Source organism: Streptomyces sp. NPDC059455 (assembly GCF_042750115.1).
Taxonomy (GTDB): Bacteria; Actinomycetota; Actinomycetes; order Streptomycetales; family Streptomycetaceae; genus Streptomyces; species Streptomyces endocoffeicus.
The window spans coordinates 24,219-38,353 of the sequence record NZ_JBHYVB010000108.1 but is presented as its reverse complement, the minus strand read 5'-3'; the positions used below and the strand labels follow the sequence as shown (position 1 = coordinate 38,353).

12 protein-coding genes and 1 pseudogene are annotated in these 14,135 nt (G+C 72.3%); 7 read left to right on the top strand and 6 right to left on the bottom strand.

The features are described 5' to 3' along the window. Positions 1–160: 160 nt before the first annotated feature. Complete coding sequence (locus ACFXB5_RS31965) at positions 161–1,861, bottom strand: sigma-70 family RNA polymerase sigma factor (protein WP_385214338.1); 1,701 nt, start codon at positions 1,859–1,861, stop codon at positions 161–163. 174 nt (positions 1,862–2,035) lie between these two features. Here ACFXB5_RS31965 and radA point away from each other — a divergent pair, with 174 nt between their 5' ends. Beyond that, positions 2,036–3,460 carry a DNA repair protein RadA gene (gene radA, locus ACFXB5_RS31960; RefSeq protein ID WP_385214335.1) on the top strand — a complete coding sequence of 475 codons (1,425 nt, stop codon included), beginning with the start codon at positions 2,036–2,038 and terminating at the stop codon, positions 3,458–3,460. Between the two features lie 315 nt (positions 3,461–3,775). Continuing rightward, positions 3,776–4,834 carry a DNA integrity scanning diadenylate cyclase DisA gene (gene disA / locus ACFXB5_RS31955; RefSeq protein WP_385214341.1) on the top strand — a complete coding sequence of 353 codons (1,059 nt, stop codon included), beginning with the start codon at positions 3,776–3,778 and terminating at the stop codon, positions 4,832–4,834. Positions 4,835–4,897: 63 nt separating this feature from the next. On the opposite strand, the pseudogene ACFXB5_RS31950 reads toward disA, so the two are convergent. After that, positions 4,898–5,122, bottom strand: a pseudogene (locus ACFXB5_RS31950) (MFS transporter); the annotation flags it as partial. A gap of 492 nt (positions 5,123–5,614) precedes the next feature. Further along, positions 5,615–6,496: a hypothetical protein gene (locus tag ACFXB5_RS31945; RefSeq protein ID WP_385214333.1), complete on the bottom strand. Its 882-nt coding sequence runs from the start codon at positions 6,494–6,496 to the stop codon at positions 5,615–5,617. Between the two features lie 290 nt (positions 6,497–6,786). On the opposite strand from ACFXB5_RS31945, the gene ACFXB5_RS31940 reads away from it, so the two are divergent. From ACFXB5_RS31940 to cseC, 5 genes are all read left to right on the top strand, one after another. After that, complete coding sequence (locus tag ACFXB5_RS31940; RefSeq protein ID WP_385214330.1) at positions 6,787–7,713, top strand: A/G-specific adenine glycosylase; 927 nt, start codon at positions 6,787–6,789, stop codon at positions 7,711–7,713. Positions 7,714–7,946: 233 nt separating this feature from the next. Then, a complete protein-coding gene (locus ACFXB5_RS31935; protein ID WP_385214327.1) occupies positions 7,947–8,558 on the top strand; it encodes a SigE family RNA polymerase sigma factor in 612 nt (203 codons plus the stop codon). Next, positions 8,546–9,286, top strand: a complete 741-nt coding sequence (locus tag ACFXB5_RS31930) for a hypothetical protein (protein ID WP_385214324.1) — start codon at positions 8,546–8,548, stop codon at positions 9,284–9,286. Before ACFXB5_RS31935 ends, ACFXB5_RS31930 begins: the two co-directional genes overlap by 13 nt. A gap of 9 nt (positions 9,287–9,295) precedes the next feature. Then, on the top strand, positions 9,296–10,003 hold the full coding sequence (gene cseB / locus ACFXB5_RS31925; RefSeq protein ID WP_086881012.1) for a two-component system response regulator CseB: 708 nt from the start codon (positions 9,296–9,298) through the stop codon (positions 10,001–10,003). Positions 10,004–10,009: 6 nt separating this feature from the next. Beyond that, entirely contained in the window at positions 10,010–11,329 is a 1,320-nt protein-coding gene (cseC, locus tag ACFXB5_RS31920) for a two-component system sensor histidine kinase CseC (RefSeq protein WP_385214320.1), read from the top strand. A 69-nt stretch (positions 11,330–11,398) separates the two neighbouring features. Here cseC and ACFXB5_RS31915 read toward each other — a convergent pair whose 3' ends face one another. The 3 genes from ACFXB5_RS31915 to ACFXB5_RS31905 all read right to left on the bottom strand — a co-directional run bounded on the left by ACFXB5_RS31915 (position 11,399) and on the right by ACFXB5_RS31905 (position 14,103). Further along, positions 11,399–11,866, bottom strand: a complete 468-nt coding sequence (locus tag ACFXB5_RS31915) for a VOC family protein (protein WP_385214317.1) — start codon at positions 11,864–11,866, stop codon at positions 11,399–11,401. A 71-nt stretch (positions 11,867–11,937) separates the two neighbouring features. Then, complete coding sequence (locus ACFXB5_RS31910; protein WP_385214315.1) at positions 11,938–12,396, bottom strand: helix-turn-helix transcriptional regulator; 459 nt, start codon at positions 12,394–12,396, stop codon at positions 11,938–11,940. Between the two features lie 69 nt (positions 12,397–12,465). Beyond that, the gene (locus ACFXB5_RS31905; protein WP_385214312.1) at positions 12,466–14,103 is read right to left on the bottom strand and encodes an MDR family MFS transporter; all 1,638 of its coding nucleotides are present in this window, start codon (positions 14,101–14,103) and stop codon (positions 12,466–12,468) included. Positions 14,104–14,135: the final 32 nt, after the last annotated feature.

Here is a 14,135-nt window from a genome sequence, read left to right as displayed (position 1 = left end):
CCGGGGGCGTGCGCCCCCCGCCGGGGGGGCCCCACACACCCCCCCCCCCCCGCCCCGCGCGGGGGCCCCTTCCGCACCCCCGGGGTCCAGGGACGGAGCCCCTGGTTACGGGAAGGGGCGGGGAGGGGAAGATCCGCCACCCGCCGCCTCCGGGCCGCCGTCAGCGCTTCGCCGCGGGCGAGCCGGAGGGCGTCGGCGACGGGTCGCTCGGGGCCGGGGTCGGCTGGTCGGAGGGGCCCGTGGGGCCGGGGGACGCGCCCCGGCCCTCGATCAGCACCACCGCGCCCGCCGGGTCCACCGAGACCCGCGCGCTCCAGTGCCCGGCCGGCTCCCGATCGTGGTCCACCGAGACCGTGATGGTCGTGGAGTCGCCGGGCCGCAGCGCCCCGGCCGGGTGGTTCAGCTGGAGCCAGGTCGCCCCGGCGGAGGCCGACCAGTGGACCGGTGAACCGCCGGAGGCGGTGAGGGTGATGACCGTCACATCGCCCTCGGGGTGGGCCGTGACCGTGAGCCGCCCCGGCCCTGGGGCGGGCCGGGAGGGTCCGGAGCCGTTCCCGGGGCGGCCGCCACCGGCCGGGGAGCGGTCCGGGCGGGACGGCTCGCCGCCCTTGTGCCCCGGCCGCTCCACCACACCGTCCGCGTCGATCACCTCGACCGACACATCCGACGCCCCGCGGCCCGCCTTGGCGCTGCGCGGGCCGGAGCCGATCCGCGTGCCGGAACGGTCCTGCGCACTGCCGGTCTGCTCGTACGAGCGCCGGGCGGGCCGGTCCTGACCGGCCGGGGCCTGGTCCACGCCGTCCGCGTCGGCGGCGGCCACCGAGTCCGTGTCACGCTCGTCACCGGCGAGCGGTGCGCCCCGGTAGGCGGCCCACAGGGCGAGCACCGGGGCCGCCACGACCGTGGCGACCACCGTCGTGGTCATCACGCGGCTGCGCATCCGGCTGCGGCGGGCGGCCCGGTCCTGGGGCTCCAGCGGAAAGCCACGCCGGTCGAACCGGGGCCCGGCGCCCGCGCGGGCGGGCCGGCCGTTGAGCGCGCCCAGCAGTGCGGCGTGCACGGCGGCGCGGGGGGCCTCCACCACCGGCAGCGCGGCGGGCGCGGCCGCCGTACCGGGCCAGGGTCCGTCGGCCGTGGCGCGCTCGGCCATCCGGCGGCACTCGCGGCAGTCGTCCACATGGCGCACCAGCTCACGGCGGAGGGCGGCGGAGAGCAGCACCTGGGTGTCGCCCGCGAGCCGTGCGACCACCGGGCAGTGGCCGAGCTCGACGACGGCGAGCGCGGCGCGGGTCCGCTCCACCTCGCAGGCGGCGCTGGAGAGCAGGGCGCGGGTCTCCTCCTGGTCCTTGCCGAGCACCGCGGCCACCTCGGAGGGGCCCAGCCGGTGGCGCACCGCGAGCTCGAGCGCCTCGCGCTGCTCGGCGGAGGTCCCGGCGGCCTCCGGCCAGGCCAGCGCGGCCAGTTCGCGGCGGCGCTGGGCGGCGATGGGCTCCGGCAGCTCGGCCCCGGCGCCGTCGCCCGGGGTGTCCGTCCCCGTACGGCCGCGGCGTTCGGCCAGTTTGCGCAGACAGGCCCAGCGGGCGACCGCGTAGAGCCACGGGCGGGACAGCTCGCCCTCCGCGGTCACCCGGCCCCGCCCCCGGCCGGTGCGGCGCTCGGCCACCGCCAGTACGTCGCCCACCGCGACGGCCGCGGCGTCGTGCTCGCACAGGGCCGACAGGCAGTACGTGAACAGGCCGTCCAGGTACGGCTCGTAGCGTTCCGGAGGCCGCTGGGGGCGGGTGGTGGTGGAGCGGGGCGCACGGCGCCGCGCCCGCTGTGCGCCGGTGGTCTGTGTCGAGTGCTCGGACCTGCTGCTCATCACCCGGCGACGGTAGGCGGATGATGCAGACTTCCTCGCGTCACTTGCGCTGTTTTAACCCTTACGGGTGACCATCTCCCTCATAAGGGGACAGGTGTCCCCCTCCGGTGGCCACAACCTGCTATGCGCCCTCCGCCGTTCGGCTCTGTCGGTGGGCGACGCTAGCGTTACGGCATGGCTGCCCGTAGCTCCTCCCGCTCATCCGCCAAGGACCGACCCTCCTACCGCTGTACGGAGTGCGGCTGGACCACCGCCAAGTGGCTCGGCCGCTGCCCGGAGTGCCAGGCGTGGGGCACGGTCGAGGAGTACGGGGCGCCCGCGGTGCGCACCACCGCACCCGGCCGGGTCACCTCGGCCGCCCTGCCCATCGGCCAGGTGGACGGCCGTCAGGCCACCGCGCGGGGCACGGGCGTGGACGAGCTCGACCGGGTGCTCGGCGGCGGGCTGGTCCCCGGCGCGGTCGTGCTGCTCGCCGGGGAGCCCGGGGTCGGCAAGTCCACGCTGCTGCTGGACGTGGCGGCCAAGGCCGCCTCCGAGGAGCACCGCACGCTCTACATCACCGGTGAGGAGTCGGCGAGTCAGGTGCGGCTGCGCGCCGACCGCATCGGCGCGCTGAGCGAGCATCTCTACCTCGCCGCCGAGACCGACCTCTCGACGGTCCTCGGCCATCTGGACTCGGTCAAGCCCTCGCTGCTCGTCCTGGACTCGGTGCAGACCGTCGCCTCGCCCGAGATCGACGGCGCGCCGGGCGGGATGGCGCAGGTGCGCGAGGTGGCCGGGGCGCTGATCCGCGTGTCCAAGGAGCGCGGGATGTCCACGCTGCTGGTGGGCCATGTCACCAAGGACGGGGCCATCGCCGGGCCCCGGCTGCTGGAGCATCTGGTGGATGTCGTGCTGCACTTCGAGGGCGACCGGCACGCCCGGCTGCGGCTGGTGCGCGGGGTGAAGAACCGCTACGGGGCGACGGACGAGGTCGGCTGCTTCGAGCTGCACGACGAGGGCATCACCGGGCTCGCCGACCCCTCCGGGCTGTTCCTCACCCGCCGCGACGAGCCGGTGCCGGGCACGTGTCTGACGGTCACCCTGGAGGGCCGCCGGCCGCTGGTGGCCGAGGTGCAGGCGCTCACCGTGGACTCCCAGATCCCCTCGCCGCGCCGGACCACCTCCGGTCTGGAGACGTCCCGGGTCTCGATGATGCTGGCCGTGCTGGAGCAGCGCGGCCGGATCAGCGCGCTGGGCAAGCGGGACATCTACAGCGCCACGGTGGGCGGGGTGAAGCTGTCCGAGCCCGCCGCGGACCTCGCCGTGGCGCTCGCGCTGGCCAGCGCCGCCAGTGACACCCCGCTGCCCAAGAACCTGGTGGCGATCGGCGAGGTGGGGCTCGCGGGCGAGGTCAGGCGGGTCACCGGGGTGCAGCGGCGGCTGACGGAGGCGGCCCGGCTCGGCTTCACCCACGCCCTGGTGCCGGGCGACCCGGGCCGGATCCCGGACGGGATGCGGGTGCTGGAGGTGGCGGACATCGGGGACGCGCTGCGGGTCCTGCCGCGGCGCCGGGAGCGGGGCGAGAAGGCGCGGGTGGAAGCGGACGACCAGGGCTGACATGGTGGGCGGTGCGTCACCGGAGCGGTGGCGGAAGCGTGGCCGTGTGCGCTGGTGAGGGCGTACGCCGGGGGTCGGTGAGCCGGGTGGCGCACCGCCCAGGGGGAGTCGCACTCCGCTTCACGCCTACAGGCGTACGCCGGGAGACCCCACGGGAGGCCGGTGGCCGCCGGTAGACTTTGCCCTGGTCTCGCCCATACGTGGCCTCGCGCACCGGCATGGCGGGGCGACTCGTGGCACCGACAGACCTTGCGACGGAGGAGTGCAGTGGCAGCAGGCGACCGGGCAACGGCACCCGGCAAGGCCGACGGTCTGATGCGTGCCTCCCTGAGCGCGGTCGCGCCGGGTACGGCGTTGCGCGACGGCCTCGAGCGCGTTCTCCGGGGAAACACCGGCGGGCTGATCGTGCTCGGCACCGACAAGACCGTCGAGTCGCTGTGCACCGGCGGCTTCGTCATCGACGTCGAGTTCACCGCGACCCGGCTGCGCGAGCTGTGCAAGCTGGACGGCGCGCTGGTGCTCGACAAGGACATCTCCAAGATCGTGCGGGCCGGGGTGCAGCTGGTCCCGGACGCGGCGATCCCCACCGAGGAGACCGGCACCCGGCACCGGACCGCGCAGCGCGTCTCCATCCAGACCGGCTTCCCGGTGGTCTCGGTCAGCCAGTCGATGCGGCTGATCGCGCTGTATGTGGACGGTCAGCGGCGGGTCCTGGAGGACTCGGCGGCGATCCTCTCCCGCGCCAACCAGGCGCTGGCCACGCTGGAGCGGTACAAGCTCCGCCTCGACGAGGTGGCGGGCACGCTCTCGGCTCTGGAGATCGAGGACCTGGTCACCGTCCGGGATGTGAGCGCGGTCGCGCAGCGGCTGGAGATGGTCCGCCGTATCGCCACCGAGATCGCGGAGTACGTGGTCGAGCTGGGCACCGACGGCCGGCTGCTCTCCCTCCAGCTGGACGAGCTGATCGCGGGCGTGGAGCCCGAGCGCGAGCTGGTGGTGCGGGACTACGTGCCCGAGCCGACCGCCAAGCGCACCCGTACGGTGGCCGACGCGCTCGCCGAGCTGGACCGGCTGACCCACGCCGAGCTGCTCGAACTCCCCATCGTGGCCCGCGCGCTGGGGTACACCGGCTCGCCCGAGACCCTCGACTCGGCGGTCTCGCCGCGCGGCTTCCGGCTGCTGGCCAAGGTGCCGCGGCTGCCGGGCGCCATCATCGAGCGGCTGGTGGAGCACTTCGGCGGTCTGCAGAAGCTGTTGGCCGCGAGCGTGGACGATCTGCAGATGGTGGACGGCGTGGGCGAGGCCCGGGCCCGCTCGGTCCGCGAGGGGCTGTCCCGGCTGGCCGAGTCGTCCATCCTGGAGCGGTACGTCTAGCTCCGCGGGGCCGCACGTCGTGCGTGCGGGGTCGGGGCACGGCGGCTCCCGCCACCAGCCGACCGCGACAGGGTAGATGACCCTCGGGCCGAAGCGGTCCAGCAGCCAGCCGGAGGGAATCTGGAACAGGGCGTAGGTCCAGAAGAACGCCGAGAGCATCACCCCTTGCACGGCGGAGCTGATGTGGAACTCATCCGACATGTGGGGCATCGCCACACTCAGCGCGGCGCGGTCGAGATAGGCGATCGTGAGGCCGAGCGCCGAGAAGCCGACGATCGTCCATCGCATGCGGCTGTGTCGCCGAGGCGGTGACGCCGGGGATCTCCCGGCCTTGGACAAGGGCACGCTGGACTGGGGCACCATCGCTCCCGAAGTTGGATAGGCTCCCCCACAGAGGGAGCATGCTGACTCTCTGTCGCGGCCCGGGATCTTGGCGGTGAACGGGCCGCATCTCACATCGTCAGTGGATGAGCGGCTGCTGCCTGATCAGTTCAGTCGGCCCGACTGCCGGCCGGCGCGGCCTGCACCCGAGGCGACCCCGCAGCATAAATGGACACTGGTCCCCTAATCCGGGCATTTCGCCTCTCATATATGACGTATGATGCACGACGCGATGAAGGTAGGAGCGCCCATGGGTATTCGTCAACGCTTTTGACAAACCCTGCGGCTGATGACCCATCACCGATTCGAGCAGCACACAGCGATACCAACGCCCCCCGGCAGAAGCAGCCGGGGGGCGGATTCGGTCCTTGGCTGGGGGACCCGGTCCTTGGTGGGGGCCTAGTCCTTCTCGAGGACGAACGACACCTTGGCCGTGCCGAGGCCGTCCACCTTCACCTCGACCAGATACGTGCCCGGCTTGGCCGACGCGCCGCCCGACGGCGTGGCGCAGTGCTCGGCGCTGCGCTTGCGGTCCCACTCCACGGTGCGCTTGGTCTGGCCGGACCCCGGCACCTCGACCAGCGCGGCGGCGCTGCCCTCGGGGCAGTCGTCGGAGGCCCAGACGTGGGCGTTGTGGGCGTCGGTGATGGTCAGCGAGGCCGCGGCGCGCCCGAAGTCGACCTTGCAGGAGCTCGACTTGGTGTTCTTCACGACGATCTCGAAGTTGGGCTTCTCCCCCGGCGCCCAGGTGTTCTTGACCTTGGAGTCCTTGACGCTGCGCACCGTCAGCTCCGCGTCACCGGGGCGGCAGTCCCGCAGGCTCGACCCGGCGGGCAGGCCCTGCCCGGTCCCGGTGCCGATACCACCGCCCGCGCCGCCGCCCGCGCCACCGCCCGAGGAGCCGCCCGCGCCGCCGGAGCCGCTGCCGCCGCCCGCGCCACCGCCGCTCGCGTCCGCACCGCCGTCGTCCGAGCCGCCGCCGCTGCCCCCGCTGCCGCCGGAGCCGCCCGATCCCGAGCCGCCGCTGTCGGACTCGTCGCGCCCGCCCGGCCGTTCGCTGTTGACCGGTCCGGAGGAGGAGGGGCCCGGGGTGATCGTGCTCGCGGGTCCCCCGCCGCCCGATCCCTTGCCCTCGTCACTTCCGCCACCTCCCGCACCACCCCAGCCGAAGGCCCAGATGACCACGAGAATGATGGCGACGAGCAGGGCCAGCGCAACGGCCCTCCGCCGCCAGTAAATGGAGGAGGGAAGCGGCCCGATCGGATTGCGCAGAGATCCCACGCGGAAACTCTACGAGAGATCGGGAGCACAACCGGCCAATAACCCCCGCTCCAGGCCCTACTTTTCTCATGATCCGACCGGATCCGGCACATGAGGGGTCCCCCAGACGCCCACAAGGTGCCCTGAGGTCACCCCAGGGGCGCCGAAAGACCGCACCCGGGCGCGGCAAGCGGCCATCCGTTCCCGTACGGGCGCCGTATCGCACGATTTGGCAACGACTGGCGCGGCTCGACCCGAACGCCCGCGCCCTGGGCCCCGTGAGCCGTCCCGTCATGTCAGGATCGGATGCGATGACTGCCATTTCCGCTTCCGCCGTCCCGGCCGCCGCATCCTCCGACCCCGACGGAGCCGTTCTGCACCGGCCCGTCATCGACTGGTTCGACGCGCACGCGCGCGACCTCCCCTGGCGCCGCCCCGAGGCGGGCGCCTGGGGTGTGATGGTGAGCGAGTTCATGCTCCAGCAGACCCCGGTGAACCGGGTGCTGCCGGTGTACGAGCAGTGGCTCGCCCGCTGGCCGCGCCCGGCCGACCTGGCCGCGGAACCGCCCGGTGAGGCGGTCCGCGCCTGGGGCCGGCTGGGCTATCCGCGCCGGGCGCTGCGGCTGCACGGCGCCGCGGCCGCCATAAGGGAGCGGCACGGCGGTGACGTACCGCGCGACCACGCCCAGTTGCTGGCGCTGCCGGGGGTGGGTGAGTACACGGCGGCGGCCGTGGCCTCGTTCGCGTACGGCCAGCGCCATCCGGTGCTGGACACCAATGTCCGCCGGGTGTTCGCGCGCGCGGTCAGCGGTACGCAGTACCCGCCGAACGCCACCACCGCCGCCGAGCGCAAGCTGGCCCGCACCCTGCTCCCCGAGGAGGAGCCGACCGCGGCGCGCTGGGCGGCCGCCACGATGGAGCTGGGCGCGCTGGTCTGCACGGCCCGTACCCCCGACTGCGTACGCTGCCCGATCGCCGCGCTGTGCGCCTGGCGGCAGGCCGGTTCGCCGGAGCACGAGGGACCGCCGCGGCGCGGCCAGACCTACGCCGGCACGGACCGCCAGGTGCGGGGCAAGCTGCTCGCGGTGTTGCGGGAGGCTGTGACACCGGTGCCGCAGACGGCGCTGGACCAGGTGTGGGACGAGCCGGTGCAGCGGGCTCGCGCGCTCGACGGGCTCGTCTCCGACGGACTGGTGGAGCCGCTCTCGGGCGGCCTCTACCGGCTGCCGCTGACCTGAGAACATCCCTCGTCACGGCCCTGTCTGTGACAGACCTGTGACACGCCCAGGACCCGGTTCTGACACTCAGTCGGGCCGGGTTCCGTTGTTACACAACCTATGGGTAGCTGTGCGTTTGCCGAGGCGCAGTTGCGCATGGCGCCGCAACAGCGCCTCCGTAGCGTCCTTCCCGTGCCGAGCGAGAAGCCGGACACATCAACGGCGGGGAAACAGCGGGATGGAGGCTGCACATCATGAGCAGCAGCAATGTTCTGGACTTTGAGGAGTACGTGCGGAATCGGCAGGACGCGCTGCTGCGCAGCGCCCGTCGGCTGATCCCCGACCCGGTCGAGGCACAGGATCTGCTCCAGACCGCCTTGGTGCGCACCTACGGCCGCTGGGACGGCATAGCCGACAAGTCGCTCGCGGACGCCTATCTCCGGCGCGTGATGATCAACACCCGTACCGAGTGGTGGCGCGCCCGCAAGCTGGACGAGGTGCCCACCGAGCAGCTTCCGGAGGCGAGCGTCGACGACGGCACCGAGCAGCACGCCGACCGCGCCCTGCTGATGGACATCCTTTCGGTGCTCGCTCCCAAGCAGCGCAGTGTCGTGGTGCTGCGACACTGGGAGCAGATGACGACCGAAGAGACCGCGGAGGCGCTCGGAATGTCGACCGGAACGGTCAAGAGCACGCTGCACCGGGCGCTGGCCCGGCTGCGGCAGGAGCTGGAGAGCCGCGATCTGGACGCCCGCGCGCTCGGCCGTCAGGACGGGGGCAGCAAGCCGGCCACCAACGTCCGGCAGCACACGGGTCGGGTCCGGCGCGCCCGCCAGGAGCGGGGGCAGGAACGGTGCGCGGCCTGACCAGGGCCTCTCCCAACAGGACGGTCATGCTCACCGGCGGCGCGGTCGTGGGCCTCGCGGCCGCCGGCGGCTGGATGCTGGCCGGATGCGGTGACGCGAGCCAGGGGGTGCGCAAGGAGGGTCCGGCGAGCACCGAGTGGGCCTCGGCCGCCGCGGACTCCGGCGCGTACGCGGGTGGCCGTGGATCGGCCCGGCCGTCACCGGCTACCGGGAAGAAGGTCGACGTGATCAAGCTGGTCAAGGCGGATCCGCAGGTCAGCGACGATCTGAAGACGAGCCTCAAGCCCTGCCCCACGGCCAAGGAGCGCGAGTCCAAGCAGGAGATCAAGGGCTATCCGGTGGACGTGACGTCCGGCCGGCTGACCGGCTCCGCCGATTCCGACCTGGTCATCAACGTCATGAGCTGCACCGACGGCTTCGGCATCGGCTCGTATGTGTACCGCAAGGTGGGCGACCGGTACGAGAACGTCTTCAGCGATGAGCAGCCGCCCGTCTACGCCGATGTCGCCAAGGACGAGCTGCGAGTGACGAAGCTCTCCTACACCTCCGGGGACTCGGTCTGTTGCCCTTCGAGCGAGACCGTGATCACCTACGGCTGGTCCGGAGCGGACCGTTCGTTCACGGTGCGGTCCCGCGAGCGCACCGACTACAGCAAGAATGTGCCCACGCCCAAGGAAGAGGCGACCCCGGCGCCGACCGCGCGCGCCGACGACGGAACGGAAGGCTGAAGCGAGGCTGTGGCCGAGACCCATGTGCTCTTCGTCGAGGACGACGATGTCATCCGTGAAGCCACGCAACTCGCCCTGGAGCGCGATGGCTTTCTCGTGACGGCCGCGCCCGACGGGCTGACCGGCCTCGAGCGCTTCCGGGCCGACCGCCCCGATATCGCGCTGCTCGATGTGATGGTTCCGGGCCTGGACGGGGTCAGCCTGTGCCGCCGGATCCGCGACGAGTCCACCGTTCCCGTGATCATGCTTTCCGCGCGCGCCGACTCCATCGATGTGGTGCTCGGCCTCGAAGCCGGCGCCGACGACTATGTGACCAAGCCCTTCGACGGCGCGGTGCTGGTGGCCCGCATCCGGGCCGTGCTGCGCCGCTTCGGCCATGCCAGCGGCCCCGGCGGGCGGGGCGCGGAGCCCGTCCCCGAGGAGCCCGACGGCGGGGTGCTGCGCTTCGGCGATCTGGAGGTCGACCCCGAGGGCATGGAGGTCCGCAAGGGCGGCCTTCAGGTGGCGCTCACCCCGACCGAGATGCGGCTGCTGCTGGAGTTCTCGGCCGCGCCCGGCACCGTGCTCTCCCGCGACCGGCTGCTGGAGCGGGTCTGGGAGTACGGCTGGGGCGGGGACACCCGGGTCGTGGACGTCCATGTGCAGCGGCTGCGCGGCAAGATAGGCCAGGACCGCATCGAGACGGTCCGCGGCTTCGGCTACAAGCTCAAGGGCTGAGCGGCGTTGCGGCAGCTCGCACTGCGCACCGGCTTGCGGTGGAAGGTCAGCCTCGCCATCGCGGCCGTGAGCACGCTGGTCGCGGTGGTGCTGAGCCTCGTCGTCCACAACGCGGCCCGTGTCTCCATGCTCGACAACAGCCGCACCGTGATGGACGAGCGGGTGAAGGTCGCCCAGCGGTGGTACGAGCAGTCCCGGGTGCTGGGGTTCGGCGCCAAGCTGGACGACCCCCATCTGCCCGATCAGCTGAAGAAGGAGGCGTGGCGCGGCCAGCGCGCCACCTATCTGGAGGACTCCGGCACCGGCACCCCGGAGGTGTGGGCCTCGGTTCCGCTGCGGAACGGCAAGGTGCTGTCCGTCCACACCAAGTTCCAGGACCGGTTCGCGGTCCTCAACGACCTGGACCGGGTGCTGCTCATCGGCTCGGTGGCGGTGGTGCTGGGCGGTATCGCGCTCGGTGTGCTCATCGGCGATCAGCTCTCCCGGCGGCTGCGCAAGGCGGCCACCGCAGCCCGCAAGCTGGCCGAGGGCGACTCCGAGGTGCGGGTGCGCGAGTCGATCGGCGGCCGGGTGCGCGATGAGACCGACGAGCTGGCGCGGGCGGTCGACGGCATGGCCGAGGCACTTCAGCAGCGGCTGGAGGCCGAGCGCCGGGTGACCGCCGATATCGCGCACGAGCTGCGCACCCCGGTCACCGGGCTGCTCACGGCAGCCGAACTGCTGCCGCCCGGCCGCCCCACCGAGCTGGTACGGGACCGGGCGCAGGCGATGCGCACCCTGGTCGAGGACGTCCTGGAGGTCGCGCGGCTGGACGGCTTCGCGGAGCGCGCGGAGCTCCAGGAGATAGCCGTGGCCGAGTTCATCGCCCGCCGGGTCCGGGCGGTGGCCCCCGACGCGGCGGTCAACGTGGTGCGCGACGCCCATGTCTCCACCGACCCCCGGCGGCTGGAGCGGATCTTGGGCAATCTGCTGGCCAACGCCGCCCGGCACGGCAAACCGCCCTTCGAGGTCACCGTCGAGGGGCGGATACTGCGCGTCCGCGACCACGGCCCCGGCTTCCCGGAGGAGCTGCTGAAGGACGGGCCGAGCCGGTTCCGCACCGGCAGCAAGGACCGCGCGGGCACCGGGCACGGCCTGGGGCTGACCATAGCCGCGGGCCAGGCGCGGGTGCTGGGCGCCCGGCTGACGTTCCGCAACGCGGATCCGCTGATGGACAGCGGCGACGAGGCGGACGGGGAGTGCCGGGGCGCGGTCGCCGTGCTCTGGCTGCCGGAGTCCGCGCCCACCAACACCGGCAGCTTCCCGATCATCGAGGTGCCGGACTGAGCACTCGGCCGGGGCACTGAGCTCAGCTCGGAGTCCCGACCGCTCAGCTCGACTCGGAGTCCCGACCACTCAGCTCGAGGTGCAGCCGTCCCACGGCTTGCTGAAATCCAACTCCTCGCGGGGCTGGGTGAACGAGAACCAGTTGCCGGAGTCGTCGCGGAAGAGCGCCTCGGTGCCGTACGGACGCTCCTGGGGCTCCTGGACGAACTCCACGCCCTTCGCCTTGAGCGCCTCGTAGTCCCGGTGGATGTCATCGGTGGTGAACACCCCGGCGCCGAGCACACCCTTGGCGACCAGCGTCCGGAGGGCCTCGGCGGACTCCGGGTCGAGCCCGGGTGAGCGGGGCACCATCAGGGTCAGCTGCACATCCGGCTGGTCCTTGGCGCCGACCGTCAGCCAGCGCATACCGCCGCCCTCGCCGTCCCCGCCGATGCTCATGTCGGTGCGGACCTCGAAGCCCAGCTTCTCGGTGTAGAACTCCTTGGCCCGGTCCTGGTCGAGGACCCAGACGGTGACGATGGACATCCCCTTGATCATTGCTGCCTCCGGAGGTTTCGGGGTGGGCCGCGCGCGTCGTCGCGACGTGGCCACGGTAGGCAGCGGCGGATTCATTCCGCTTCTCGAGAATTGCGGTCCTTGGAGCCCGGTGCGCGGGCGTCGCGCCCGCCGTACCACAGCATCGCGTAACACCCCGGGATGACCGCCGCGGCCCGGCCGACGTACAGGTCCCGGTAGGCGCGGGGGGTGAGCCCGGTCTGCCGCTTGAAGCTCGTGGAGAAGGTGCCGAGGCTGCTGAAGCCGACGAGCGAGCAGATCTCGGTGACCGAGAGATTGGCCGAGCGCAGCAGCTCCTCGGCCCGCTCGATGCGGCGCCGGGTCAGGTACTGGCCGGGCGTGGATCCGTACGCGCCCTTGAAGGCGCGGATGAAGTGGTAGCGCGAATAGCCGGCGTGCCCGGCGACCGCGTCCAGGTCGAGCGGCTCGGCCCAGTCGCGGTCCATCACGTCCTTCGCGAGGCGCAGCCGGCGCAGTTGCGCCAGCCGCGCCTCGTCCGGCGAGGTCACCATGGGTCCGATGCTGTCATGCCCCACCGACAGCGGCTCCCTGATGGCGACCCCGCTCATCCGGACCGTTGGTCAGACGGTCTCGGCGATCGGCGCCGTCTCGGACGGGGCCGCGTCGTCGCCGCCGGCGGGCTTGGCGGCGGCCCCGCGCAGCGGGACCTCCTTGACGAACCAGGCCGCGACGGCACCGACGATGCTGATCAGCGCGCCCCACAGGAACACCTGGTGGGCACCGCTGGCCACCGCGTGGGTGTACGCGTCCCGGATGGGCGGCGGCAGCAGCTTGAGGCTGGCCGGGTCGAGCTGGGCACTTCCGGAGGTGATGGCCGCGGCCTTGCCACCGCCCCGCTCGGTCATGGTGTCCCGCACCTGGTTGGTGAACAGGGCGCCGAGGATGGCGACGCCGAAGGAGCCGCCCAGGGTGCGGAAGAGGGTGGCGGAGGAGCTGCCGACGCCCATGTCCTTCATCTCGACGCTGTTCTGCGCCACCAGCATGGTCGTCTGCATCAGGCAGCCCATGCCCATGCCGAGCACCGCCATGAAGAGACCGGAGGTGAAGCGGGTGGTCTCGGTGTCCATCGTGGACAGCAGGAACATCCCGACGGTGATCAGGAGGCCGCCGACGATCGGGAAGATCTTGTACTTGCCGGTCGAGGTGGTGACCCGGCCCGCGACCAGCGAGACGACCAGCATGCCCAGCAGCATCGGGAGCAGCAGCAGCCCGGAGTTGGTGGCCGTGGCGCCCTGGACGGTCTGCTGGTAGAGCGGCAGGAAGGTGGTCGAGCCGAACATCACGAAACCGGTGAGGAAGCCGATCCCGGTGACCAGCGAGAAGTTGAGGTTCCGGAAGATGTGCAGCGGCAGTACGGGCTCGGCGACCCGCGTCTGGACGTAGAGGAACGCGGCGAGCGAGAGGACACCGAGCGCCCCGAGCCCGATGATCTGGCCCGACCCCCAGGCGTACTCGTTGCCGCCCCAGGTGGTGATCAGCACGAGCGAGGTGATGCCCACGGTCAGCAGGGCCGCGCCGGTGTAGTCGATCCGTCCCTCGGAGCGCTTCTTCGGCAGGTGCAGCACCGCGGTGATCGCCGCGAGGGCGACGGCACCGAGCGGGAGGTTGATGTAGAAGATCCAGCGCCAGCCGAGGTGGTCGGTCAGGGTGCCGCCGACCAGCGGGCCACCGATCATGGCCACGGCCATCACACCGGCCATGATGCCCTGGTAGCGGCCACGCTCCCGGGGCGGCACCAGGTCACCGATGATCGCCATCACGCCGACCATCAGACCGCCCGCGCCCAGGCCCTGGATGGCCCGGAAGCCGATCAGCTCACCCATGCTCTGCGCCATACCGGACAGCGCCGAGCCACCGAGGAAGATCACGATGGAGGTGAGGAAGACGCCCTTGCGGCCGTACATGTCGCCGAGCTTGCCCCAGATGGGGGTCGAGGCGGCGGTCGCCAGGGTGTACGCGGTCACCACCCAGGAGAGGTGGTCGAGGCCGCCGAGCTCGCCGACGATGGTCGGCATCGCGGTGCCCACGATCATGTTGTCGAGCATCGCGAGCAGCATCGCGATCATCAGCGCGAATATCACCACACTGGTGCTGCGCTGCTTGGGCCCGGCCTTGGCCGGGGGCTGCTGGGCCTCCCGGGCGGCCTGAGCCGGTGCCGAAGCGGATGGCGCTTCGTCGTCTGATTGTTTACCGACCATGTTCTCCGTCTCCCCCTGGATGATGAGAGCCC